The organism is Duncaniella muris, from assembly GCF_003024805.1.
In the GTDB taxonomy this organism is placed as follows: domain Bacteria; phylum Bacteroidota; class Bacteroidia; order Bacteroidales; family Muribaculaceae; genus Duncaniella; species Duncaniella muris.
The window spans coordinates 1-25,111 of record NZ_PUEC01000026.1 but is presented as its reverse complement, the minus strand read 5'-3'; the positions used below and the strand labels follow the sequence as shown (position 1 = coordinate 25,111).

Sequence of the window (25,111 nt, the reverse complement as noted above, 5' to 3'; positions counted from 1 at the left end):
CTGGGCCGCCGCATGGCAGCCGCCGGCACCGGGGTCAGAGACCCTTGCCGTGACAGTTCTTATACTTCTTGCCCGAACCGCAGGGACAGGGATCATTGCGGTTGATGCGCGGACCGGCCTTCACCGGCTGAGGCGCCACACGCTGCTGACCGGCACCCTGGGCTGCCGCACGCTGAGCGGCCTCGCCTGGCAGATTCTCGCGGCTTGCGCGGTATTTCGAATAATCGTTCGCACGTTCAGGCATAGCGCGCTCAACCTTAGGCTGCGGCCTGGGGGCCTCAGTCTGCTGACGGGGAGCCTCTGCGCCCTCGGCCTCGGCCTGTGCTGCCTCACCCTCGGCATTCTCCGCCGGAGCCGCCTGCTGTGGAGCCGGCTGCTGCACATAGATCTGGCCGCGCATCAGAGTCGCCATAGCCTTAACGTTAAGATTGTTGAGCATAGCCTCGAAGAGATGGAACGACTCTACCTTATAGATCACCAGCGGATCCTTCTGCTCGTATGACGCATTCTGCACACTCTGGCGCAGCTGGTCGAGCTCGCGGAGATGCTCTTTCCAAAGCTCGTCGATGCTCACAAGCAGCACAGCCTTGTGCCATTCCTTGACGATCGACTTGCAGCCCGTACGGTAAGCCTCGTCGATATCTACCACCAGATTGAAGAATCGCTTGCCGTCAGTCATCGGAACCGCGATGCGGCCCTTGAAACCACGGTTTTCAACGCAGTCGGTGATCACCGGCTGAGCCACGTCGAGAATTCTCTGGCCCTTGCGGTCAAAAGCCTCATGGGCAGCGGTGTGGATCTTCTCGATGGCGTCTTCCTTCGACATGTTGCGGTATTCCTCCTCGGTGAAAGGAGCCTCGATGGTGAGCACCCGCAGCAGCTCCATGCTCAGCTCTTCATATTCAGCCGGGCTGTAGTTGTTGACGAGGTTCTCGATGATATCCCACATCATGTTGGCGATGTCGATGCCGATGCGTTCGCCAAGCAGGGCATGGTGGCGGCGGTTATAGATATAGGTACGCTGCTTGTTCATCACGTCGTCATACTCAAGCAGGCGTTTGCGGATACCGAAGTTGTTTTCCTCCACACGCTTCTGGGCGTTGCCGATAGCGTTGGTCACCATGCCGCTCTCAATGCGCTCGCCCTCTTCCAGACCGAGAGTGTCAAGCATCTTCATCACACGGTCAGTGGCGAAGAGACGCATCAGCTGGTCTTCGAACGAGACGTAGAACACCGATGATCCGGGGTCGCCCTGACGGCCTGAACGGCCGCGCAGCTGGCGGTCGACGCGGCGCGATTCGTGGCGCTCGGTGCCGATGATGGCCAGACCGCCCGCAGCCTTCACCTCAGGGGTGAGCTTAATGTCGGTACCGCGGCCCGCCATGTTGGTGGCTATGGTCACCATGCCTTTCTTGCCGGCATGGGCCACGATCTCGGCCTCCTTCTGGTGGAGCTTGGCGTTGAGCACGTTGTGGGGGATGTGGCGCATGGTAAGCATTCGGCTCAGAAGCTCGGAAATTTCAACCGAAGTGGTGCCCACGAGCACCGGACGGCCTTTCGACACGAGATCCTGGATCTCCTCGATAACGGCGGCATATTTCTCCTTCTTGGTCTTGTAGACGCGGTCGTTCATGTCGATGCGCGCTATCGGCTTGTTGGTCGGGATAGTGACAACATCGAGCTTATAGATGTCCCAGAACTCGCCGGCTTCGGTTTCGGCCGTACCGGTCATGCCCGCAAGCTTGTGATACATGCGGAAGTAGTTCTGCAGAGTGATGGTGGCGAATGTCTGTGTGGCGGCTTCGACCTTCACATGCTCCTTGGCCTCGATGGCCTGGTGCAGACCGTCGCTGTAGCGGCGGCCTTCCATGATACGGCCTGTCTGCTCGTCGACGATCTTGATCTTGCCTTCGTCAATCACGTATTCCACATCCTTCTCGAAGAGCGTGTAGGCCTTCAGAAGCTGGGTGACGGTGTGGACGCGCTCGGCCTTCACGGCATAGTCCTGCATCAGCTCGTCTTTGCGCTGCTGGCGCTCGGCGGCGTTCTCGATATGCTCGGTCTCCGAAAGCTGCGATGCTATGTCGGGGAGCACGAAGAATTGCGGGTCGTCAGTCTTGCCGGTCAGCTCGTCGATACCCTTGTCGGTCAGCTCCACGCTGCGGTTTTTCTCGTCGATGACGAAGTAGAGCGGGTCAGTCACCTTGGGCATCTCGCGCTTGTTGTCCTGCAGATAGTAGGCCTCGGTCTCAAGCATGAGGTTCTTCATGCCTTCCTGAGAGAGGAATTTGATGAGGGCGCCGTTCTTTGGCAGGCCCTTGAACGCACGGTAGAGAAGCAGGGCGCCTTCCTTGCGGGTCTCCTTGTCGTCTGAAGCGATCTTGGTCTTGGCTTCGGCAAGGATTTTGGTGACCAGACGGCGCTGGGCCTCGACCACCTTCTCAACGTTGGGGCGGTACTGGTCGAAGAGCTGGTCGTCGCCCTTGGGAACCGGACCGGAGATGATGAGCGGTGTGCGGGCGTCGTCGATGAGCACTGAGTCGACCTCGTCGACGATCGCATAGTAGTGTTTGCGCTGCACCATGTCGGCGGGCGACATGGCCATGTTGTCGCGCAGATAGTCGAAACCGAACTCGTTGTTGGTTCCGAAAGTGATGTCACAGTTGTAGGCGGCGCGGCGCGCGGCGGTGTTGGGCTGGTGCTTGTCTATGCAGTCCACAGTCGATCCGTGGAACATGTAGAGCGGACCCATCCACTCCGAGTCACGCTTGGAGAGGTAGTCGTTGACGGTCACCACGTGGACTCCGCGGCCTGAGAGCGAGCGCAGGAACACCGGGAGGGTAGCCACGAGGGTCTTGCCTTCACCGGTAGCCATCTCGGCTATCTTGCCTTGATGGAGCACTATACCGCCTATGAGCTGCACGCGGTAGTGGATCATGTCCCAGATGATTTCGTTGCCGCCGGCGAGCCAGTGGTTTTTCCAGATGGCGTTGTCGCCGTCGATGCTTACGAAGTCCTTGCCCTGGGCGGCCAGTTCGCGGTCAAGCTCGGTGGCCTTGACCACTATGGTCTCGTTGGCCGCAAAGCGGGCGGCTGTCTCGCGGACCACTGCGAAGACTTCGGGCAGATGCTGGTTGAGCTTGTCCTCGATCGTGTCGAGCATGGTCTTCTCGTTGCGGTCGATCTTGTCCCAGACCGGCTGACGCTCGTCAAATGGAAGTTCTTCCACTTCAACCTTGAGGCGGGCGTTTTCCTCCTGCTCGGCGGTTATGGCCTGGCGGATGTCGTCGCGCACGTTCTGGATGCGCTCGCGCAGCTGGTCTATGCTAAGTTGTTTCACCTCAGGCTCAAAAGCCTCGATTTTTTTTACAATTGGCTCGATCTCCTTGAGGTCGCGGGTCGATTTGTTGCCAAAAATCTTGGTGAGAAATGATTGTAAAGACATATTGATGATGAAGTTTGTTTTCTGAAAGAGTGATGAAAAAAAGGAGGGGGAGAGAATGGGGGCGTGTGTGCGGTCAGCGCACGGCCGAAAGGCGGATCGGGGGCACCGAGGCCGCGTTGGGCGACCTGATGCGGAGCAGGCGGGTGACAGTCGGGGCTATGGCCCGTGCGTCGACTGTCGAGTCGATGCTCTGCGTGCTGACCGCGGGCGCGAGAATATAGACGGGCGAGGTTGTCGCCACGCATCTAACGACCGGATTCTGTGTTTTGTTCACTTCATCGTCCGCCGAATCGGAAATCTCCCAGCCGGGGTTGACCATCACAAGGAGGTCGCCGGCATGGACGGGCGATGTGTTGCGCTGCAGGGCCAGGGGTTCGTCGCCCGCGCGGCGCGCCATGATATCGTCGAGGGTGTAGACTGCGCTGACTCCGCTCATGCGCGCAAGGAAGTCTGCCGCTTCCCGGCGTATTGAGCTCTCGTCTATATTGCGGTCTTTCAGAAGTTTGCGGTTGAGGAAGAAGTAGCCGTTGTGATAGCCGCTCACGTAGTCTCCGTTGCCGTGGATGGCCATGAGATACATGTTGAGCAGCGATGTGGCCTTGCGGGGCGAGAACTGGCCTGAAGGTATGTTCCAGCGCTCTTCGTCACGCTTTCCGCCGGTCGGGGCCGGGGTGCCGGCTATGAAGATCACCGAATTGGCCATGCCGGGACCTTTCTCCACGGCGCGGACTATGTGGGCTATGTCGGAGTCGAGACGCAGATAGGCGTCCATTGTCTCGATGCGGTTGTCGGCCTCGCGTCCGTATTGATAGGGCGACACGTTGAAGCCGAGGTTGAGCATGTCAGTGACTCCGCGGGTGCCGAGTTTCAGCGACGTGATGTAGTCGAGGCCTATGGCGGCCACTTCGCGGTTGCCCGGCGCCGAGGTCTTGAAGGCTTTGAAGCGGTCGGTCTCACGCGCGGGGAAGGTATGGCGGAAGGGGTATAGTTTCTTGTAGTCGGGCAGGTCAGGATAGCGGTCAAGCGCCATAGAGGGTGTCCAGGCCAGGGTGTCGAGGCGCGAGGCCAGCGTCACTCCGTAGTTGCGTTTGGCTATGGCGGCGGGCACGTCGCGGTAGAAGGTCGATGTGCACCATTTGCCGTTCGTGTCGTTGAGCCAAAAGCCGCTGTTGCCGGCGTGGCCGGCGAGGATGATGGCCACCTGGGCGTCGGGTGCCACCGAGTGGACCAGACCCAGACCGCCGTCCGAGATGCGCACCTCGTCGCTGACGGTCGATACTTTCAGCGCTCCCGGCGAGAAGGTTTCGTCGGTGAAATTGCCTATCTTGGCCGGATCGAGCAGTATCGGGTAGTCTGATTTCGTGTTGTTGTCCCAGACCCTTGCGGCGGGTATGCCGTTGACTCCAGGGGCGGCGCCTGTCATCAGCATGGCTGTGGCGGCCGTGGCGTCGATGCCGGGACCGAAGTCCACGTTCTCGATGCTGACGCCGTCACGGATGAAACGGTTGAAGCCGTCTTTGCCGAAGTTGTCGCGGAGCAGGTTGATGTAGTCGGCAGAAAGGCCCTCCACGAAGATGCCGACCACGAGCTGCGGGCGCTGGGCGGTGGCGGGGCGGGGTGCTGTCTGCTGAGCGTGGGCGAGAATGCCCATTGTCGCGAGTGAGACAACGAGCACTGAGGCAAGCCGGGTGCTTATCGGGTGGCTTTTGCGTGCTGACATCGGCGGTTTCGGTAGTAGGTGTATATGGTGGTCAGAGCCCTGACGCCGTCAGCCGCCATGAGGGGGATGAAGGCCGGGTTGGGCGACTGCACTCCGCAGAGCAGAATTACTGCGAGTGCCATCAGGAGTGCAAAGTTAACAAATTGATAGCAGACCGACAACTTTTCAAGTCTTTTTGACCAGACGGCCACTGCGGCGGTCAGACACAGGGGGTTGATCCAGAGAAACAGCCAGTTGGGCGAGGTGGCCTCATGGACCGAGACTAAGACCAGAAAGGCTATGACGCAGCCCGTCAGACCGAGCAGCGTGAAGTAGATGCTGTCGAAAATGCGGCTTGCGGCGGTGCGCCGGCGGCTTCTGAGCTGCCCGGCGGAGACTACGAGGGCCAGTGCGAGCACCACGAGGCTCCAGAACATCGGGCCGAGATACCACGGAGTGGGGGGAAGCAGCACTCTTCCGTCTTTTTCCCTGACAAGGCAGACGGCCGGGGCGGCTATGCGCCGTCCGTCAGGCCGGGTGGCCTGTTCGAGCATAAGTTCGAGTTTCACAGGGGCGAAAGCTTCCTCGCGCAGGCTTATGGGGCGGTCTATGCCGCTTCCGAGGGCGAGGTCTATGCCGAACTGATACCAGGGATAGTCGCGGTGATACGAGCGCATGGCCTCGCGGAACGACGGTTCGCGCCTGAGCCCGTCGAAACTGAACCGCAGGCTGTCGCCTATGGCCTTCTCTATGACGGCCAGGGGACGGGTGGCGCAGTTGTCAAGCACGTAGTTGTAGCGGTAGACGCGGTTTTCAGGTCTGAGATTCAGGTCGGTAAGCTCTACCACTCTGAGAGCTTCCTCCGGGGTGAGATCAAGCGTCTGCTCCACCACCTTGCGCCCTTCGCGGCGGTAGATTTCAAGAAAACGGTCGGTGGATGCGGCTCCGGCCAGATAGTCGGTCTCGCCTTTGACGAAGCGGTAGACGAAGTTTGGGGCGGCGAAGTCGAAAAGCCCCCAGTTGACCACGTAGTCTCCGCGGTCGGGGTGGACGATGCGCAGAGCCGTGTGGCCTTCGAGCTGGTAGATCTCCGCGCCTGCATGGGCGGTCAGCAGCGAGATGCGCGGAGTCTCCGAGGGGAGCTGCGCCGAGGCGGCCAGGCTCAGGAGCATGGCTGCGATCATGATGGCCATTCTTTTCAGCGCGTCAGTCATAGTCTTGTCAGCCAAGGAGTTTTGAGATGTCATCGAGCTTGATGATGGTGAACACTGTGTTGCCTTCGGGGGTCAGTCCGGGCGAGGTCAGGCGGAAGAGGTCGCTGATGAGCTTGTCCATCTCGGCGGCGCTCAGAGCCTGTCCGCGCTTGATGGCGCTGCTGCGGGCCATCGACATGGCCAGACGTTCCTGAAGTCCTGTGGCAAGGTCTTCGCCGCTGTCGGTGATGTTTTCGATCATTCCGAGCAGGGTGTCGCGCGGATTGGCGTCTTTGAGAATCGAGGGTATGCCCATGATGCTCCAGGTGTTGTCGCCGAGGGGCGATATGCTGAATCCGAGGTTTTCGAGTTCGGGGGCTATGCCGGCGAGCACGGCGTTCTGCGCGGCTGACAGCTCTACGGTCTCCGGAAACATGGTGTTCTGGCAGACGAAGCTGTGTTCGCGGGCCTTGGAGAGATATGTCTCGTAGAGTATGCGTTTGTGGGCGCGGTGCTGGTCGATCACCATCAGTCCGTCGCGCGAGGGGGTCAGAATGTAGGAGTTTTTGAGCTGCAGGGTGGCCGATGTCACTTCTCCGCTCTCCATCTCAAGCTCGCTTTCGGCTTCCGGGAGATTGACTTTGCTTTCGACCATCGAGGCATAGCCGTCATCGCGTTTTTTGATGAAGTCGTCATAGAGTTTTTCCCAGTCCTGGAAGTTGGAGCTCCGCCGGCGGGTCTGCGGCTGCCGGGGGGCCGACGGGTCTGCGGTCCGGAATGACGGGCTGTCAGCTGTGTCGCCTGAGGGGGCGAATGGGGAATAGGGCTCCTGGTCATCGGCGATGGCCGACATTTTCGACACTCTCCGAGTTCCGCCTGAGCTCTGGGCGAAGGGGTTGTAGCTGTCGTCAAGTTCCACCTCGTGGGTAGCGCTTGTGTCTGGCACGAAGGCCGGTATCTCCGGAGCGTCTTCCACGTCGAAGTCAATGGCCGGCGCGGCGTTGAAGCGTCCGAGCGACTCGCGCACGGCGGCGCTGAGTATCTGCCATATAGGCTGTTCGTTCTCGAACTTGATTTCGTTTTTGGTCGGATGGATGTTGACGTCGATAGTCTCCGGATCGACGGTGAGATTTATGAAGTAGTTGGGCTGCTCGTCGGCGGGAATCAGGCGTTCGTAGCACTGCATGATGGCCTTGTGGAAGTAGGGGTGGCGCATGTTGCGGCCGTTGACCATGAAATATTGCAGCGGATTGCGCTTGCGGGCGTTTTCGGGCAGTCCGATGAAGCCGTTGATGCGGACAATCGAGGTGTCGGTCTCTACGGGTATGATCTGCTTTCCGAGCGATTTGCCGAAAAGGTCGGCGATGCGTTGTTTGAGCGATGCGCGGCGCAGGGCGTGGAGGGTAGTGTCGTTGCTGATCAGGGTGAAGTCCACGCCGATGTTGACAAGCGCGAGGCGTTCGAACTCGCGCATGATGTTGCTGAGTTCAACGGAGTCTTTCTTTAGAAACTTGCGGCGTGCGGGCACGTTGAAAAACAGGTTTTTGACCATCAGGTTGCTTCCCGGCGCGCAGGCTTCGGGCTTCTGGCTCTCTACCTTTGATCCGCTGATGGTCAGGCGGGTGCCTACGCTCTCGCCTTTGAGCATTGTGCGCAGGTCAACCTGGGCTATGGCTGCGATCGAGGCCAGGGCTTCGCCTCGGAAACCCATTGTAGAGAGGCTGAAAAGGTCGTCGGCGCGGCTTATTTTCGAAGTGGCGTGGCGTTCGAAGGCGAGACGGGCGTCGGTGTCGCTCATGCCGCAGCCGTCGTCGATCACCTGGATGAGTGTGCGTCCGGCATCTTTGAGAATGATGGTGACGGAGGTGGCTCCGGCGTCGATTGAGTTCTCTACAAGCTCTTTGATGACTGATGCGGGGCGCTGGATCACTTCTCCGGCGGCAATCTGGTTGGCCACGGAGTCGGGGAGAAGGCGGATGATATCGCTCATGAGATCACCTCCTTTCTGTAGATGTCAGTGGTGCCGGGGGCATCGGGTGTGGGAGCGGACGGTGCTTCGGGCACATCGGGAGTTTCGGGTGCTTCGGGTGCCGGATCAACGGGTGCGCTTGGCTCAGGCTGATCGGCGGGCTCCGGAATTTCTATTGAGTCAGGCAGGGCTACGGGTTCCGGAATCTCAATCGAGTCAGGCAGAGTCACAGGCACTGAAATGCCAAGCGAGTCAGGCAGCTGGAGGCTGGAGGCCGGCGAGAGGGAGTCGGCGGGCAGAGAGTCGGCGGGCAGTGCCGCGGGAGCCGCTGTGTGCTCAGGTTCAAGCGGCCTGGGGCGTCCGGTGGCAGTGCCGCGGACGGTGTATGCGTCGGGGCGTATCTTGCCCATGAGTTTCTGTGCTTTCAGATCGGCCATCTCTGCGGGGTAGTCGAAGACTTCGGCGGGTGCCATAGGCCGCAGAGGCGCGTACCAGCGGAACATGGGCAGATAGTAGGCCGAGCGTTTGGCCAGATAGAGCGGGGTGGCCTTGCCGGTGGTTTCGGGCCACATGTTGATTTTCTCGATCTCGTTGCCGTTGAAGTAGGCATCCATTGTGCTGCTTTCGGTGAAGACAAACTTGTTGTAGGTCGAGTCGTTTTCCATCGGGAACATTATAACCTGCACGTTGCCTTCCACGTATAGGCGGCGGATGGTCGAGTCATTGAACCAGGCGGTCATGTCGGAGCCGGCGAGCTGGTCATAGCAGTCTTCGCCTATGTGCTGACCGAGCACTCCCGATTCGGGCAGGCGCGCCCAGTCGACTGTCGAGTCGTTGAAATGGGCATAGATGACGTTGCCTACAATCTGCTTGTCGCCATACCAGAGGATCGGGTTGTAATACATATATAATATGGAGTCGCGCTCTACCACGCTTATCGAGTCGCAGAGCCCCTGGCAGTCATTGCGGAAGAAGCGCACACGGTGGAACACGTCAGTGACTTTCGTGGAGTCAGTGAGCATGTAGGCGCAGATGGTGTCGCCGTGGAGGTAGAGGGTGTCGGCCTGGGAATATTCGAGGGCGAGGGCGTTGCCGGTGATGAAGGCGGAGTCTTTCAGCTCGTCATAGAAGCCGTAGTCGCCGCGGAGTTCCGACTGCTTGGCGGAGTCGGTCAGAATCATGTTGCCGAAGGCTTCGCCGTAGCCCTTGTTGCGGTCATAGAAGAGGGTGTCGCCGGTCAGATAGTTGCCTCTGCGGGTGTGGACCGTGGAGCGGTCATAGAGGTCGGCCAGACCGGATTTGGTGTCGTAAAATCCTGATGTGGAGGTTATTTCGCCGTCTTTGCTGACAATGAGTGTCTCGCACATGAGCTGGGCTATGTTGGTGCCGGTGTTGTAGGTGAGCGAGTCGGTAAACATTCTGAGCGTGTCATTCGGGCGCGGGCCGGTTAGGTCTACGTTCAGATAGAAGAAGGCGTCTTTCGAGTCGGGGTAGTAGTAGCCCTGGAGCGATTTGAGTATGTTCTGCTTGTCGGTCAGCGTTCCGCCGGTCTCGTAGTAGCCCACGTGTTCGGCCAGATCGTAGAAAAATACGTCGGTTGTCAGCGAGACGTCGCGGTTGATGAGGCGGACTTTTTTGCCGGGGTAGGCGCGGAGTTCGGCCAGTTCGTCGGCACCGCTGTAATAGAGTTCGTCGCCGTAGACGAAGAGGGTGTCGCCCTGCTCCATGTGGACGTTGTTGAAGGCGTCGAGCGACGATGTGGCTTCGTTGAAGCGGGCGCTGTCGCAGTACATGAACATGTCGCCTTTGCGGAACATGACGTTGCCCACGAGCACCTGCACGTCGGAGTCGCGCGCCTGGTCAAACATCAGGCGGTCAGCTTTTTCGAGAAACACTTTTCCGGGGTCGTGGCGGTCAGCCGCGGGTATGGTCGGCCTTACGACGCTTTTCTTGGGCGCCGGGGCTGATTTAGGCGCCGGAGACTTGGCCGAGGGGCCGTCTTTCGGGGCCTGTGCGAGCATGGCGGGCAGGCTGACTATTCCGAGCGCCGCGAGTGCCAGTAAAGGTGAGAGTTTCATCACTGCTGCTTGTTCCAGTCGTGTTTGAAGTCGCAGTTTTTCCAGCCGTCTTCGATGCGGATGTAGGTGTTTTTGATTTTTTTGGCCAGCCAGGTGTTGAGCACTTCCTCGCGGCGTGAGTTTTCATACATGTCCTTGACCAGCTGGTAGTCGTCGCTGATGTTGGCGCGGTGGCCGGGGATGCGTGAGGTAAGTTTCACGAAGGCCACTTTCTCGCGGTTGGTCTTGGGGTCGGTCATGATGAAGGGCTGAGAGATGTCGCCGGGCTGCATGTCGTTGACCAGGCGTGAGATTTCCTGGGGCAGCTGGGCCATTTCGAAGCGGGTGGAGCCGGTGGTGGGGTTGACCATGCGGCCTCGGTTGTTTCTGGTGTCTTTGTCCTGCGAGAGCACGGTGACGGCTTCCTCGAAGGTGAATTTGCCGTCGTTGATATCCATGCGCAGCGAGTCGAGACGGTTGACGGCCTCGGTGAGGTCTTTCTCGGCCACTTTGGGGCGCAGGAGTATGTGGCGCACGTTGACGCGGTCGCCGCGCTTCTCGATGAGCTGCATGATGTGGTAGCCGAACTGGGTCTCGACTACTTTTGATACTTTCTTGGGGTCGTTGAGGTTGAAGGCTACTGCCGCGAATTCAGGCACTAATTCTCCTCGTCCCATGAAGCCGAGCTCACCGCCGCGGACGGCGCTGCCGGGGTCTTCGGAGTAGAGGATGGCGAGGGTCGAGAAGGGGCTTTCACCCTTGTTGACCTGGTCGCTGAAGGAGCGCAGACGGGCTTTGACGTCTTCAACGGCTTCGCGTGAGACAGAGGGAGATACCGAGAAGATCTGCACTTCGACCTGGAGGGGCACCCAGGGCACGCTGTCTTCGGGCAGTTTCTCGAAGTAGCGGCGCACGTCGGCCGGTGTGGCCTTGATCTTGGAGGTGAGGTTCTGCTGCACCTGCTGCACACGTGAGCGGTTGCTGATCATTTCGCGCAGCGATTCGCGCATGGCGGGGATGGACTTGTGGAAGTACTGTTCGACCTTTTCCTTTGATCCGAAGTTGTTTATGTAGTTGTTGAGGTAGGCTTCGACCTGGTTCATCACCCAGCTGTCAGGGGCTACCACGGTGTCGAGCTCGGCCTGGTGGAGATAGAGTTTCTCGATGGCGAGCTGTTCGGGGATCACGCAGTAGGGGTCGCCTGCAATGGGCATTTTTTCGTAGAGCATGGTCTGATAGGCTTCCTCGATTTCTGATTTCCAGATGGGCTGGTCGCCTACTACCCAGGCTACTTCCTCGGCCACGTTGTCAGTGCCTGCCGAAACGTAGGCGGCTCCGGTGAGCAGGAGTACTGCAAGCAATATGATTGATTTGGTTTTCACGCTGTTAGTGTTCATTGATGTGAGAATAGTGAATATCAGCCCCAAAATTACAAAAAATATTGCGAACACCCTCTAAAGGAGGGCAATAAAAAATCTTAACATTTCCGCATTATCGCACCCTTAAGGGTGGTGGCGGTGCGTATCTTTGCCGTAGAGAAAAAACTTTTATCATTTTATCGCTATGAACAAGAAATTTGCAGGCGGCAAGGGCCGCAGGAAGAAAAACGGGGCGCGCCGTCCGGTGTCAGAGGAGTTTTATGCAGGTATTGAACGCCGTATAGGGGTGACTGTCAGTTATCTGGACGATCCGTCGGAGCAGGCTGCCAAGAGCTTGCGGCACGTGGATGATTATCTTGCTGCGGGGCGTGAGCCGACGCTGGCCGACGGTCTGGACTCGATTCTGATTTTCAAGATGATACAGCCGGAGCTCGACAAGGCCAAGGAGCGGTCGGCAAGAGCGCGTGCGGCTGCCGAACGGCGCCGGCATGTCAGGGAACTGCAGCGCGCGGAGGCTGAGCGGACTGCGGCTACTCCTGAGGCTGTGGAAATGGCAGAAAATGACGCGGCCGCAGCTACGGTTGTGGCTGCGGTCGCGGATGTGTCTGCCGTGGAGACAGGGCTGTGCGCTGTGCCTTCCGGCGGCGGAGGGTCAGCGGGCAGTGAATTTCTTGCCGTTCCAGCTGTAGGTCAGCGAGGGGCGGAGATAGCTTTCGATCATGGAGTAGACATCTTTGTCGAGGAAGCGGGCCAGATTGTTGGTCAGCGTCAGCTCTGAGGTGGCCGGGTCGATGCGGTAGGAGGCGAGCATGAAGGGCACCTGCATGGTGACTTCTTCCTTGTTGTCGCGTCCGGCGTCGGTGAGCCATTCCTTCCATCCGGGTTTGGTGAACATGGCGGCGCCGTCGAGCGGCTGCCAGCTGCTGTCAAAGAAGCGTATGGATGAGTCGAGTCCGGGAGTGGCCACTGTGCTTATCAGGGCTATGATGTCGCCTTTCTGCCCTTTGAGCACTGCGACCTGGGCTGCCGATGAGTCTGACATCTTGACGGTCAGTGATTCGGGCGAGATCTCGGTTATGGCTGAGCGCCCCTGCAGGCTGTTCTGCGAGGGGGTTGACAGGCCGCTCTTCACGTAGTCGACCATGTCGAGGCGTGTGTTGCGGTCAAGCAGCGGGAATATGTTCTGCGGAGCCGATGTGAAGGCGTCGGCAGCGGTGAGCTGGGCCATCGCACCCAAGGCTCCGGCAAGGAGCAGGGTTGCTGTAAGGAGGAGTTTTTTCATTGTGTGACGGAATTTTGAATGAGAGTTTCAGTTGGCTTCGGTGAAGAGTTCCGCGGGGCTCAGCTGGCGGTCTTTTTGGCTTTGTTTTTGCGTTTTTCGGCTATGCGGCTGTAGTCGCGTTCGGGATCGGCTATCTCGCTGTGGAGGCGCTTTCCGTAGAATTCGGCTCCGGTGAGCGCTCCGACCACCTTGCGGGCATCGGATTTCTTGACATCAAAGAGGGTGTAGCCTGGCAGGAGGTCGATTCGGCCCACGTCGACGCGCTTGCCGTTGATGAGCCTGTTGAGCATGTCGATGAGGTTTCCGGCGAAGAAGCCGTCGCGCTTGCCTATGTTGACATAGACTCTCTCGAAGCCGCGTTCGGCTGTTCGGCGGTCTTTCTCGCGGTCGTTTTTGGGGCGTTCGTGCTCACGCTCGGCGGCAGCCTTGCGGGCCTTGCGCTCCGAGCGAGAGGGCTTGGCGTCGATGAAGTCGATTTTCGGTGCGTCTTTGTAGTAGTCGAGCAGGCGGTTGAATTCGAGCGAGATGACGCGCTTGAGCAGGTCTTCCTCGGAGAGCCATTCGAGTTTGCGCGAGATGCCTGAGAGGTAGGGTGCTATCTCGGTTTCGTTGACTTTGACGCGCTCTATGCGGTCGGCGAGGTTGTAGAGCTGCTTTTCGATGATGTGTTCGGGAGTGGGCACGTCTTTGTGTTCGAAGGTCTTGCCTATGATGCGCTCTATCTCGCGCATTTTGCCTTTTTCGCGCGAGTGGATGATGGCTATCGAGACGCCTGACTTGCCGGCTCGGCCTGTGCGGCCTGAGCGGTGGGTGTAGACGGCGGTGTCGTCGGGCAGGCCGTAGTTGATGACGTGGGTGAGGTTGTCGACGTCGAGTCCGCGGGCCGCCACGTCGGTGGCCACGAGTATGGAGACCACGCGGTCGCGGAATTTCTTCATCACAATGTCGCGCTGCTGCTGGGAGAGGTCGCCGTGGAGGGCTTCGGCGTTGTAGCCGTCGCGGATGAGGTTGTCGGCTATCTCCTGGGTGTCGCGGCGGGTGCGGCAGAAGACTATGGCGTAGATGTTGGGCGAGTTGTCGACCACGCGCTTGAGGGCCAGATATTTGTCGCGGGCGTTGACCATGTAGTAGATGTGGCGCACGTTTTCAGCTCCTTCGTTGCGGGTTCCGACCACGAGTTCCTCGTAGTCTTTCATGTAGCGCTTGGCAATCTTGAGGATGTCAGGCGGCATTGTGGCGGAGAAGAGCAGCATCTTGCGGTCGGCGGGGATGTTGGAGAGGATTTCTTCGATGCTGTCGAGGAAGCCCATGTTGAGCATCTCGTCGGCTTCGTCGAGCACTACGGTGTGTACTCCGTCGAGGCGGACCACTCCGCGCTTTATGAGGTCGATCAGACGGCCTGGGGTGGCGACTATGATCTGGACCCCTTTTTTGAGTCCGCGGATCTGGCTTTCGATGCTTGAGCCGCCGTAGACCGGGAGCACTTTGACATCGGGGATGTATTTCGAGAAGTCGGCCAGGTCGCTGCCTATCTGGAGGCAAAGCTCGCGTGTGGGGGCGAGGATGAGGGCCTGGGGAGTGTGGTCGGCGGGGTCGATGCGCTGCAGCAGAGGCAGTCCGAAGGCTGCGGTTTTGCCGGTGCCGGTCTGGGCGAGGGCGATTATGTCATTGGCGTCGCCGAGCAGGCGCGGGATCACGCGTTCCTGAACGGGCATAGGATATTCGAATCCGAGCTCTTCAACGGCTTTGCGCAGCGGCTGGCTGACGCCGAGTTCTTCAAATGTTGTCATATATACGGTTTTGTGATTATAACCTGTCAGAGACAGGTTTGGTTTAGAGGCGTTGTTTTAAAAGCCGGTTTTTAAACGGACTCTTAAACAATCTGTTAGATGCCGCCGGAAGTCTGATCTCCGGTCGGCGGGGCTGTTATCTGACCCACTGCGAGGGGTTGAGTTTCTGGCGCTCGTTGCGGATCTCGAAGTGGAGGGTGGTGCGGTTTGAGTCGTCGGGGTCGGAGAAGACGGTGCCGATGTTCTGTCCGGCTTTGACGCTGTCTCCTTGCTTGACGGTGACGGCCGAGAGGTTGGCGTAGATGCTGATGTAGCGTCCGTGGCGTATCATTACTATGGAGTTGAAGCCGTCTTGCCTGAAGATGGCCGAGACTTTTCCGGCGAAGATAGATCGGGCCTGTGTGCCGGGGCTGACTTCGATGTCGATGCCGGAGTTTTCGGTTTCGACATGGCGCAGGGTGGGGTGTGGCTGGCGTCCGAAACGGCGTACTATCTTGTATGATCCGGCTACGGGGAAGAGGAGCCGGCCTTTGTTTGCTTCGAATGATCCTGTCAGTGCCGAGGCAGAGGTGGAGGCTGCGGTGCGGGTCGGGGCGTTGGCCGAGGCTACGTCTTTGGCCGAGCGTCCGGTATCAGAGGCTTTGGTGCCTTTGGCTTTGTTTTTCTCTTTCTCCCGGCGTGCTCTTTCGGCTTCCTCGCGGGCTATGCGGGCCTGTTCGGCGGCAATGAGGCGGTCGAGTTCACGGTCGAGAGCGGCCGATTTGCGTTTCTGCTCTTTGAGCATGGCGCGCAGGGCTGAGTCTTCTTTGCGCAGGGATGTGACCATTTTTTCAGATTCGGCCTGCTGGCGTGAGAGTGTGGTCTGGGTTTCTTCGGCTTTGCGGTAGGCCAGGTCCTGGGAGTGGCGCAGCGATGTGAGGCGGGCGCGCTGGGCTGCTATGCGGTCTATCCCCCGGCGGATGTTTTCGGCTCTGCGTTCGCGCCATGCGGAGAAGCGGCGCAGGTAGCGGATGCGGCTGTAGGCTTCGGAGAAGCTTTTTGCTGAGAAGATGAAGCTGAGTTCTCCGGTGCTGGCTGCGTGGGGCTGGAGTTCGCGGAGGGCTTTGGCGTAGGCCAGGCGCATGGCTTCAAGGTCGTCTTCGAGGATCTTGATGGAGTCGGCGGTGGTGCTGATAGCTGTTCCGAGCGAGTCGATGTGGCTTCGGAGGTCGCGGACTTTGCTGCGGTTGGCTTCTATGTCGCCGTTGAGGGAGTTGAGGCGGTTGATCTGCCGCTGGAGCTCTTTGGTGTTGGTGTTGAGTCTGGTGGCGGTTTCGGAGATTTTTTTTTCGGTGGTGCTTTTGTCTTTTCTGACTGATTCGAGGGTGCGGGTGGCGGTTTTCTGTTTTGTGGCGGTTTTGCGAATGGTGGTTTTGGTGTTCTTGTGTCGGGTCTGGGCGTCGGCAGGGCTGCCTGCGCCTATGATGGCGACAAGCAGGAGCACCGCGAGGCTGCGGCACAGTTTCAGAAGGTTTCCGGATGGTGATGAATGGGGCACTGGGTGGCGGGTTTTGATTGGATTGGGCTAATTAGACTGAGATGGGTCTGATTAGGCTAATTGGCCATTTTGGTGACTATTTTGAGGATGTCGGCGGCTTTGATGCGGGTGTAGCCTTTGGGTGTGGACCAGTTTTTGGTGGCTCCGGTGTTCCATTCGGCGCGTCGGGCGTTGAGTTCAAGCTGGGCGCTGAGGGTGGTTTTGCCTCCGGCAGCGGTGAGGAGGGTGGTGGCGGCGAAGGGGCCGACGGGGCCGGTGGCGAAGTCGGTGTATTCGGCTGTGAGCGGTTTGCGGGTGGCGGGGGTGACTGTCAGGCTTTCAAGATTGCCTGTGGGGGTGGAGATGGTGAAGGTGTAGGCTATGCCTGAGGGGGTGCCTGATGGGGTGATGGTCCAGTTTTCGGGGGTGCCGGCGAGGGTGCAGCGTGAGGGTGCCAGGGGGGTGTCGCCGAGGATGAAGGCGCGTCCGAGCAGGAGGTCCTGGACGTTGCCGACTGTGGCAGGGAAGCCTCCGAGCAGGTCGGAGATGCTTTCGGCAAAGTAGAGCCTTTCGAGTTTGTAGAGGGCGAAGATGCTGTCCTGGGTGACCATGAGTGAGGCTACTTCCATGCCGAGGAAGCGGAGGGAGAGGTGGACGCTGCGGTCGCGCTGCATGGTGAGGGTGCCTCCGATGCTGATCTTTTTGGGGCTTTTGAGGCGGAGGGTTAGTGGAATTTTTACGTCACTCCAGGTGCCGTAGCTGTCGCTGAGGCTGTTGAGCATGGTTTTCAGCTGGCTCTGCGAGAGGGTTTTGCCTGTGTTTTGGCTGTAGTCGCCGGTGTTGCTTCCGGCTGCGTTGCGGCCGGAGCGGCATGATGAGGCCAGGAGGGCTGTGAGTGTTATCAGAAGGAGGCCGAGAGTTTGGAGCCGCGGGAGGCGGCGGCGGTTTTGGTGGGTCATTTGAAGAAGTATGTCTTGTGTTTGACTTTCTTTGCGAGGAGCTGGTTGTCAGGGGCGAGTTCGAGGGCTTCTTTCCAGAAGCGTAGTGCTCCGTCGGGGTCGCCGTCCATGAAGTAGATGTCGCCGGCGTGTTCGAGGATCTCTTCGCTGCGCTCGTCGGTTAGTGAGAGGGTGCGGTCAATGATCTCGCGGGCTTTGGCGTAGTCTTTGCGTTTGAAGAGGACCCAGGCGTAGGTGTCCATCGAGGTGGCGTTTTCGGGTTCTGCGCCTACGGCTTTTTCGATCATCTCAAGGGCGCGGTCGAGGTCGCGGCCTTCGCAGGCGAGGTAGTAGGCGCAGTTGTTGAGGGCGAGGGTGTTGTCGGGGTCGTAGAGGAGTGATTTCTGATAGTAGACGAATGCGCTGTCGGCTTGCTCGCTGGCGTAGAGGTTGTCGCCCATCGCTCCGTAGATGCGCGAGAGCTGGCTTACGTCAGTCGAGTCGGTGAGTGAGAGTGCGTGGCGGTATTCCGCGGCTGCTTTGTCGCGCTGGCCTTCCTGGTCGTAGATTGAGCCGAGCACGAGATACTGGCGGCTGTTGTCGGGGTAGTAGCGGAGGGAGCGTTTGATGGCCTGGCGGGCGTCGTCGAGGCGGTCGACCTGCAGATAGAGCGAGGTGAGCATTTCCCAGCCTTCGCTGTCGGCGGGGTCGAGGTCGAGGGCGCGTTCGGTCTGCTCGGCGGCTTTGGAGTAGTCTTTGGTTACGATGAGGTAGCGTGAGTAGAGGTCGTGGATGTCATGTTCGTGGGGGTGCTGGTCGATGAGCACGTCGAAGAGCTGTCCGATCCGGGGGAAGTTTGCGGAGTCGTTGAACATCTCCTGGATGTAGCTGCGGAGGATGACGAGCTTGGTCTCCACGTCGAGGTTTTTCTGTTCGAGTGCCTGGAAGACTTCGCGGTTGAAGGCTGCGCTGTCGCCGAGGGTGTGGTAGAACTGAGCGCGCGAGTAGTAGGCGAGGCCGCTTGAGGGGTCGAGGATGCAGGCGCTGTCGTAGAACTGTTTGGCCTGGTCGTTTAGGCCGAACATGGAGTAGATGTCGCCTGAGAATACCTGGAAGTCGACGTTGCGCGGGGCGGAGTTGCGGAGGCGGTCGGCTTCGGCGAGGATCGAGGCTGTGTCCTGGAGGGAGTAGTAGAGCTGTATTTTCTTTGAGGAGAGTGGTATGCTTTTGCCTTCGGCTATCTCGACGGAGTCATAGACGGCTATGGCTTTGTCGCGGTCGGCCTGAGTGCCTCCCTGGGCGAGGGCTCCTGCGTAGCGGTAGGTGACTTCGAGGCGGTCGGGGTAGAGGGTGTGGAGCCGCTTCCAGGTACGGAGGGCTTCATCGCGGTTGAGGAGCTGTTCGTTGAGCATTGCGTAGCGTCCGCCGTAGTAGATGTCGGTGGGGTTGGCTTCGCAGTAGTCGCGGAGGAGGGCCATTGAGCTTGTGAGGAGTGCTGAGTCGGTCTGGGAGAGGCTGAGGAGGTAGGTGGAGAGTTCTACTCCGATTTCGCGGTCGGCGGGGTTGAGCTCGTGGGCGCGCTGGAGGAGGGCGAAGGCTGCGTCGTGGTTGCTCTGCGATTTTGCTCGCAGGGCTTCGAGGTAGATGTAGTCGGCCTTGCGGGTGTCTTCGGTTTCAGACCCCGCCTGCCTTTGGCGGCCGGCGGCGATGGCCGAGAGGGCGCCGAGGGCGAGTATGGCAAGGATGAGCAGTGGTAGCTTTTTCATTTGGGGCGGGGTTGGGTGGATTAGGCCAATTGGGCTAATTAGTCCAATTAGTCAGATTAGTTGTCAGTTTACTCCGGTGTGTCCGAAGCCTCCGTCGCCTCGCTCGGTGTGGTCGAGGGTGCTGACGGGTTGCCATTCCGCACGGACGTATTCTTTGATTACGAGCTGGGCTATGCGTTCGCCGTCAGAGATGGTGTAGGGGGTGTCTGAGAGGTTTATGGCTATGATGCCGATTTCGCCTCGATAGTCGGCGTCGATTGTGCCGGGGGTGTTGACGAGGCTGATGCCGTGTTTGAGGGCGAGGCCTGAGCGGGGTCGCACCTGGCATTCGTAGCCGTGAGGCAGCTGTATGCGCAGTCCGGTTGGTATGAGTGCCCGCTGCAGGGGCTGGAGGGTCAGGGGGGTGTCGAGTTTGGCGCGGACGTCCATTCCTGCTGAGGATGGGGTTTCATAGGCTGGGAGGTCGTGGCCTGATTCATTGATGATTTTTACCTTGATTCTTTCCATAAGTAGACGGTTGCGATAGTCGAAAGTGAGTTGCCTCGTTGAATAAACAAGCGAAAGTAGCAAAATTCCTGCATAATGCGGGTATTTTTCTCCTTAATAATTATAAAATCGGGTCTGGAGGAGGGTGTGGGAGTGGTGAAGGAAACGCCAGGGGTGACAGGCGCGGGGCTTGTCTCTCCTGGCGTTGCGGTGTGTGGGGCGTGGCCTGTGTGGCTATCAGGCTTTGAGTGCGGCGATTGTCTGCTCGATGGCTTCGATTTTGGTTGTGGCGTCGGAAAGTTTTTTGCGTTCGGCTTCGACTACGGCTGCGGGAGCGTTGCTGACGAAGCGTTCGTTTGAGAGTTTCTTTTCGACTGAGGTTTTGAAGCCGCGGAGGTAGTCGAGTTCTTTGGTGAGTTTGGCGAGCTCGGCTTCAACGTCCATGTTGTTGAGCAGGGGGATGTTGAATTCGGTTGTGCCTACCATGAACGAGGCTGCTGCGGGGTCTTTTTCGCTTACGGTGGCGATGCCTGAGAGGTTGCCGAGGCGGATGGCTACGGCCTGCATGGGGATGTCGGCGCCGATGATGTTGAGCTGTAGGGTGTCGCGCGAGGGGATGTTGCGCTGTGCGCGGACTCCGCGGATGCCGTTGATGATTTCCTTGACGGTTTCCATGTCGGCGAGGATGGCGGTGTCAGGTGCGGATGCCTGGGGCATGGATGCGTACATGATTGATTCGCCTTCGCGACGGGTGGCGAGGTGCTGCCAGAGTTCTTCGGTGATGAAGGGCATGAAGGGGTGGAGCAGGCGCAGGAGGCTGTCGAAGAAGCTGATTGTGGCTTCGTAGCCTGCGCGGTCGATCGGTTTCTGATAGTCGGGCTTGACCATTTCGAGGTACCATGAAGAGAATTCGTCGCGGAAGAGGCGGTAGGCTGTCATGAGGGCTTCGGAGATGCGGAATTTCTCGAAGGAGTCGTTGATTTCGGCTATTGCTTCGGAGAGTTTGGCGCTGAACCATTCGACGGCTTTGCGTGAGCTTTCGGGCTGTTCGAGGGCCGGGTCTACGTCCCAGCCTTTGACGAGGCGGAAGGCGTTCCAGATCTTGTTGCAGAAGTTGCGGCCGTTTTCGCAGAGTTTTTTGTCGAAGAAGATGTCGTTGCCTGCGGGTGCGGCGAGCATGATGCCCATGCGTACTCCGTCGGCTCCGTAGTCGGCTATGAGTTCGAGGGGGTCGGGTGAGTTGCCGAACTGTTTTGACATCTTGCGTCCGATTTCGTCGCGGACGATGCCTGTGAAGTAGATGTTGTTGAAGGGTTGTTTGCCGAGGAATTCGTAGCCGGCCATGATCATTCGGGCTACCCAGAAGAAGATGATGTCGGGGCCTGTGACGAGGTCGGATGTGGGGTAGTAGTAGCGGATTTCTTCGTTGTCTGGTTCGAGGATGCCGTTGAAGAGGGAGATGGGCCAGAGCCAAGATGAGAACCATGTGTCGAGGCAGTCTTCGTCCTGACGGAGGTCGTCGGCGGTGAGGTCGGGGTTGATCTCGCGGGCGAGTGTGAGGGCTTCGTCGGCGGTTTCGGCTACGACGAAGGTCTCGCTTCCGGGGAGGTACCATGCGGGTACGCGGTGGCCCCACCAGAGCTGACGCGAGATGCACCAGTCGCGGATTTCGGTCATCCAGCGGTTGTAGGTGGTCTTGAATTTCTCAGGTACGAAGCGGATGACGCCGTCTTCGGATGCTTTGAGGGCGGGTGCGGCGAGGGATTCCATGCGGAGGAACCATTGGTCGCTGAGGCGGGGTTCGGTTGCGGTGTCGGGGTTGCGTTCGGAGTAGCCGACTTTGTTTTCGTAGTCTTCGATTTTTTCGATGAGTCCTGCTTCGGCGAGGTCTTTGGCTATTTGTTCGCGGACGGCGAAGCGGTCCATGCCGATGTACATTCCGGCGGCTTCGCTGATGGTGGCGTCGTCATTGAAAATGTCGATTGTCTCCAGGTTGTGTTTTTCGCCGAGCATGTTGTCGTTCATGTCATGGGCGGGTGTGACTTTGAGGCAGCCTGTGCCGAAGTCGATCTCTACGTAGTCGTCTTCGATGACGGGGATTTCACGGCCTACGAGGGGTACGATGACGCGTTTGCCGCGGAGGTGCTGGTTTTTGGGGTCGTTGGGGTTGATGCACATTGCGGTGTCGCCCATGATGGTTTCAGGGCGTGTGGTGGCCACGATGGCATAGCCTTCTTCGCCGACGATTTTGTAGCGGAGGTAGTAGAGTTTTGAGTGTTCTTCTTTGTAGACTACTTCGATGTCGGAGAGTGCGGTTTTGGCTTTTGGGTCCCAGTTGACCATGCGTTTTCCTCGGTAGATGAGACCTTTGCGGTAGAGGTCGACGAAGACTTTGATTACTGAGCGGGAGCGGATGTCGTCCATTGTGAATGCTGTGCGTTCCCAGTCGCATGATGCTCCGAGTTTTTTGAGCTGTTCGAGGATGATTCCGCCGTGTTTTTCTTTCCATTCCCATGCGTGGGCGAGGAATTCCTCTCGTGTGAGGTCGCTTTTTTTGATGCCTTCGGCGGCGAGCTTGCCTACGACTTTGGCTTCAGTGGCGATGGCTGCATGGTCAGTTCCGGGTACCCAGAGGGCGTTTTTGCCCATGAGTCGGGCGCGACGGATGAGGATGTCCTGGATGGTGTTGTTGAGCATGTGGCCCATGTGGAGGATTCCGGTGACGTTTGGCGGGGGGATTACGATGGTGTAGGGCTCGCGGGCGTCGGCTTCGGAGTGGAACAGGCGGTGCTGCATCCAGTAGGCATACCATTTGTCTTCGACGGCACGCGGGTCATATTTGGTTGCTAATTCTTCCATAATTGATTGGTCGATGTGTGGTTGTTATTATTCTTAGAGGTGCAAAATTACAATTTTTTTGTGAATTGGCAATTTTGGTTTTGCGGCATGGATTTTTTGGTGTGTGGCGGGGGTGGGGGATGTCGGGGCAATTGTGTATCTTTGCAGCCGGAATTTGTTTTTAAACTACCTTTTAAATATTCTCTATTTTTATGTCTGACGAGATGATTCAATATCATAGGCTCGGCAACGGGCTGCGGATTGTGGCGCGGCGGGTTGCGATGCCTGTGGAGCATTGCGGTGTGGCGGTGAATGCGGGTAGCCGTGATGAGGCGGCGGGTCTGCACGGGCTGGCGCATTTTGTGGAGCATACGATTTTCAAGGGTACTTCGAGCCATAGGGCGGCTTATGTGAGGGATCGGATGGAGCTTGTGGGGGGTGAGCTGAATGCTTATACTACGAAGGAGGAGACGGTGGTCTATTCGACTTTTCCGGCGGGGAATCTGGCGCGGGCTATGGCGCTGCTGGGGGAGATGGTGGATGACGCTGTGTTTCCTGAGGCTGAGATAGGGCGTGAGAAGCAGGTGGTGGCTGAGGAGATTGATACTTATCTGGATACGCCGTCAGATGCGGTGTTTGATGATTTCGAGGATCTGATCTATGCGGGGTCGCCGTTGGCGCATAATATATTAGGTACGCGCGAGACGCTGGCGGGGTTTGATCAGGGGGTGTGTCGGCGCTGGCTTGAGGAGCGGTTTACGCCTGGGCGAATGGTGTTGTTTTATTCGGGTCCGATGGAGGCCGAGAGGGTTTTCAGGATGGCTGAGCGCCGGTTAGGCGGGCTGAGCAGGGCTGGTGTGGCGCTTGAGAGGGTGGTGCCGCCGACGGTGGAGCGCTTTGAGGTTGTGAATGATAAGGTGGGGTCGTATCAGGCGCATACATTGCTGGGGGCGAGGGTGCCGGGGATGCTTGACGAGAGGCGTACGGCGCTGGCGCTGCTGGTGAATGTGCTCGGCGGTCCGGGGATGAATTCGCTTCTGAATGTGGCGCTGAGGGAGCGGCGCGGGCTGGTCTATACGACTGACGCTTCGACGTCGCTGATGAGTGATAATGGTTTGCTGACTATTTATTTCGGGTGTGATCCGGCGGATGTCAGCCGCTGTCTGCGGGTTGTGGGCGGTGTGGTCGATGCGCTTGCCGGCGGTCTTATGTCGGAGCGGCGGCTTGAGGCTGCGAGGAGGCAGCTGATAGGTCAGCTGACGGTTGGGTCGATGAATTCGGAGCAGGTGGCGATTTCGATGGGGCGGAGTGTGCTTTATCGCGGCCGTGCTGTGGGGTTTGATGAGACTGTTGAGGCGCTGCGGGCTGTGAGTGCGGCTGATCTGCGTGAGGCTGCGGCTCCGCTGGCTTCGCTTTCGCGGCTGACGCTGGTCTGATTTGTATGTGGAGTGAGGGGGAGGGGGATTTTGACGATTTTTGTTTCTTAGCAGTGCGTTTGTTTGGAGATTTGGGGGGAATGTTGTAACTTTGCGGGGTAAATCGTCTGAAAGGTGTAATTCTGCGGGCGGTTTGGCCATAACTTTAACTGAATGCGCATGTGGCGTAATTGGTAGCCGCGTTAGACTTAGGATCTAATGTCTCAGGACGTGGGGGTTCGAGTCCCTTCATGCGCACGGTTCAAAAAGAGAAGAGCTGATTTTGCAGTTGCAAGATCGGCTCTTTTTGCGTTGTGGCTGTTTTGGACGGGCGGGGAGAGGGGGGAGGAATTATCTCTTAATAAGAGATAATAATTTACGCCAATTAATTGTGATCCAAAATGTTACGTTAATGGTTGACGATGCGCGTTTAAACAGATTGAAATTTTATGTAATTTTCAGATTTGATTTAAGCTCTTTAATTCGCTCTATTTCAGAATTATTTCTTAACTTTGCACCCGATAAATCATCTCTTATTAAGAGTGATTTCGCTATAAGCCTTTATTGACAATTCTTTACAATGAGTGCTGATGTAGTGACAAAGGGCGTTACGACGGTGCCTTCGGGCGTTGGCGGCGCCGTAGGCGTGGAGCGACGTTGCTGGTTTGTGGCTATTGTGAAGAATAATACCGAAAAAATGGCTCATGAGCGGCTGGCGAAAGCCGGCTATGAGAGCTATCTCGCTACACAAACCCTCTATCGTGTATGGAAAAACGGCAGACGTGCTAAGATCGAGCATGTTGTGCTTCCTACTCTGGTCTTCGTAAGATGTTCGGAGCGGGAGCGTATGCAGATTGTGGCGCTGCCGTATATCAACAGGTTTATGACCAACAAGGCTTCGGGTAATTCCTCTGCCAAGCCGCTGGCTGTCATTCCTGACCGGCAGATCGAGACTTTGCGCTTTATGCTTGGTCAGTCTGATGTGCCGGTTACGATTTCCGAGCGTTCTTTTCAGAAGGGCGATCGGGTGAGAGTGGCCCGCGGGAAGCTTTGCGGTCTTGAGGGTGAGGTTGTCACTACGGATGACGGACATAGCGAGCTGATAGTCAGGATTGATATTCTTGGCTGTGCGAAGGTTGTGATAGAGGCTGTTGATATAGAACTTGTTGACAAGTAATTAATGCCGCTCCAGCTTGGAGCTGGCGGAATGAAAAAACTTTACATATGCGCATACGATTCATCTCATCATGTTTTCTTGCAGCTGCGTTGCTGTTGGGGTCTTGCTCGACTCCGAAAAATATAACTTATTTTCCGGATCTTGGGACCGGTGCCGTGGTG

15 protein-coding genes and 1 tRNA gene are annotated in these 25,111 nt (G+C 58.2%); 3 read left to right on the top strand and 13 right to left on the bottom strand.

The features are described 5' to 3' along the window. Positions 1 to 34: 34 nt before the first annotated feature. The 13 genes from secA to C5O23_RS10700 all read right to left on the bottom strand — a co-directional run bounded on the left by secA (position 35) and on the right by C5O23_RS10700 (position 22,379). Positions 35 to 3,445: a preprotein translocase subunit SecA gene (gene secA, locus C5O23_RS10765; protein WP_107032950.1), complete on the bottom strand. Its 3,411-nt coding sequence runs from the start codon at positions 3,443 to 3,445 to the stop codon at positions 35 to 37. A gap of 73 nt (positions 3,446 to 3,518) precedes the next feature. Continuing rightward, positions 3,519 to 5,165, bottom strand: coding sequence for an alkaline phosphatase family protein (locus C5O23_RS10760; protein WP_107032949.1), 1,647 nt, complete (start codon positions 5,163 to 5,165; stop codon positions 3,519 to 3,521). Continuing rightward, the gene (locus C5O23_RS10755) at positions 5,138 to 6,373 is read right to left on the bottom strand and encodes a lipoprotein N-acyltransferase Lnb domain-containing protein (protein WP_161553599.1); all 1,236 of its coding nucleotides are present in this window, start codon (positions 6,371 to 6,373) and stop codon (positions 5,138 to 5,140) included. The genes C5O23_RS10760 and C5O23_RS10755 overlap by 28 nt, the downstream gene beginning before the upstream one ends. Beyond that, the gene (gene mutL, locus C5O23_RS10750) at positions 6,366 to 8,327 is read right to left on the bottom strand and encodes a DNA mismatch repair endonuclease MutL (protein WP_107032947.1); all 1,962 of its coding nucleotides are present in this window, start codon (positions 8,325 to 8,327) and stop codon (positions 6,366 to 6,368) included. Before mutL ends, C5O23_RS10755 begins: the two co-directional genes overlap by 8 nt. Beyond that, entirely contained in the window at positions 8,324 to 10,384 is a 2,061-nt protein-coding gene (locus C5O23_RS14465) for an OstA-like protein (protein ID WP_107032946.1), read from the bottom strand. Before C5O23_RS14465 ends, mutL begins: the two co-directional genes overlap by 4 nt. Continuing rightward, positions 10,384 to 11,760 (bottom strand): peptidylprolyl isomerase, encoded by a 1,377-nt coding sequence (locus C5O23_RS10740; RefSeq protein ID WP_107032945.1) that lies wholly within the window; start codon positions 11,758 to 11,760, stop codon positions 10,384 to 10,386. Before C5O23_RS10740 ends, C5O23_RS14465 begins: the two co-directional genes overlap by 1 nt. Before the next feature lie 634 nt (positions 11,761 to 12,394). Next, positions 12,395 to 13,024, bottom strand: a complete 630-nt coding sequence (locus C5O23_RS10730; protein WP_107032943.1) for a DUF3256 family protein — start codon at positions 13,022 to 13,024, stop codon at positions 12,395 to 12,397. 59 nt (positions 13,025 to 13,083) lie between these two features. Continuing rightward, complete coding sequence (locus C5O23_RS10725) at positions 13,084 to 14,814, bottom strand: DEAD/DEAH box helicase (RefSeq protein ID WP_107032942.1); 1,731 nt, start codon at positions 14,812 to 14,814, stop codon at positions 13,084 to 13,086. Between the two features lie 136 nt (positions 14,815 to 14,950). Continuing rightward, on the bottom strand, positions 14,951 to 16,351 hold the full coding sequence (locus C5O23_RS10720; protein WP_107032941.1) for a murein hydrolase activator EnvC family protein: 1,401 nt from the start codon (positions 16,349 to 16,351) through the stop codon (positions 14,951 to 14,953). A gap of 56 nt (positions 16,352 to 16,407) precedes the next feature. Next, positions 16,408 to 17,289 carry a DUF4292 domain-containing protein gene (locus tag C5O23_RS10715; protein ID WP_107032940.1) on the bottom strand — a complete coding sequence of 294 codons (882 nt, stop codon included), beginning with the start codon at positions 17,287 to 17,289 and terminating at the stop codon, positions 16,408 to 16,410. Further along, the gene (locus tag C5O23_RS10710) at positions 17,286 to 19,034 is read right to left on the bottom strand and encodes a tetratricopeptide repeat protein (protein WP_107032939.1); all 1,749 of its coding nucleotides are present in this window, start codon (positions 19,032 to 19,034) and stop codon (positions 17,286 to 17,288) included. The genes C5O23_RS10715 and C5O23_RS10710 overlap by 4 nt, the downstream gene beginning before the upstream one ends. Before the next feature lie 63 nt (positions 19,035 to 19,097). Further along, a complete protein-coding gene (gene dut / locus C5O23_RS10705) occupies positions 19,098 to 19,532 on the bottom strand; it encodes a dUTP diphosphatase (RefSeq protein ID WP_107032966.1) in 435 nt (144 codons plus the stop codon). 225 nt (positions 19,533 to 19,757) lie between these two features. After that, complete coding sequence (locus C5O23_RS10700; RefSeq protein ID WP_107032938.1) at positions 19,758 to 22,379, bottom strand: valine--tRNA ligase; 2,622 nt, start codon at positions 22,377 to 22,379, stop codon at positions 19,758 to 19,760. Positions 22,380 to 22,570: 191 nt separating this feature from the next. On the opposite strand from C5O23_RS10700, the gene C5O23_RS10695 reads away from it, so the two are divergent. The 3 genes from C5O23_RS10695 (at position 22,571) to C5O23_RS10685 (ending at position 24,950) form a co-directional block, all read left to right on the top strand. Beyond that, on the top strand, positions 22,571 to 23,794 hold the full coding sequence (locus tag C5O23_RS10695; protein ID WP_107032937.1) for a M16 family metallopeptidase: 1,224 nt from the start codon (positions 22,571 to 22,573) through the stop codon (positions 23,792 to 23,794). 155 nt (positions 23,795 to 23,949) lie between these two features. Then, a tRNA-Leu gene (locus C5O23_RS10690) sits at positions 23,950 to 24,031 on the top strand. A 322-nt stretch (positions 24,032 to 24,353) separates the two neighbouring features. Then, complete coding sequence (locus C5O23_RS10685) at positions 24,354 to 24,950, top strand: UpxY family transcription antiterminator (protein WP_107032936.1); 597 nt, start codon at positions 24,354 to 24,356, stop codon at positions 24,948 to 24,950. Positions 24,951 to 25,111: the final 161 nt, after the last annotated feature.

Coding starts and splice junctions, on each gene's coding strand:
- secA (WP_107032950.1), bottom strand. CDS start 3,445: ATGTCTTTACAATCATTTCTCACCAAGATTTTTGGCAACAAATCGACC.
- C5O23_RS10760 (WP_107032949.1), bottom strand. CDS start 5,165: ATGTCAGCACGCAAAAGCCACCCGATAAGCACCCGGCTTGCCTCAGTG.
- mutL (WP_107032947.1), bottom strand. CDS start 8,327: ATGAGCGATATCATCCGCCTTCTCCCCGACTCCGTGGCCAACCAGATT.
- C5O23_RS14465 (WP_107032946.1), bottom strand. CDS start 10,384: ATGAAACTCTCACCTTTACTGGCACTCGCGGCGCTCGGAATAGTCAGC.
- C5O23_RS10740 (WP_107032945.1), bottom strand. CDS start 11,760: ATGAACACTAACAGCGTGAAAACCAAATCAATCATATTGCTTGCAGTA.
- C5O23_RS10730 (WP_107032943.1), bottom strand. CDS start 13,024: ATGAAAAAACTCCTCCTTACAGCAACCCTGCTCCTTGCCGGAGCCTTG.
- C5O23_RS10725 (WP_107032942.1), bottom strand. CDS start 14,814: ATGACAACATTTGAAGAACTCGGCGTCAGCCAGCCGCTGCGCAAAGCC.
- C5O23_RS10715 (WP_107032940.1), bottom strand. CDS start 17,289: ATGACCCACCAAAACCGCCGCCGCCTCCCGCGGCTCCAAACTCTCGGC.
- C5O23_RS10710 (WP_107032939.1), bottom strand. CDS start 19,034: ATGAAAAAGCTACCACTGCTCATCCTTGCCATACTCGCCCTCGGCGCC.
- C5O23_RS10700 (WP_107032938.1), bottom strand. CDS start 22,379: ATGGAAGAATTAGCAACCAAATATGACCCGCGTGCCGTCGAAGACAAA.
- C5O23_RS10695 (WP_107032937.1), top strand. CDS start 22,571: ATGTCTGACGAGATGATTCAATATCATAGGCTCGGCAACGGGCTGCGG.
- C5O23_RS10685 (WP_107032936.1), top strand. CDS start 24,354: ATGAGTGCTGATGTAGTGACAAAGGGCGTTACGACGGTGCCTTCGGGC.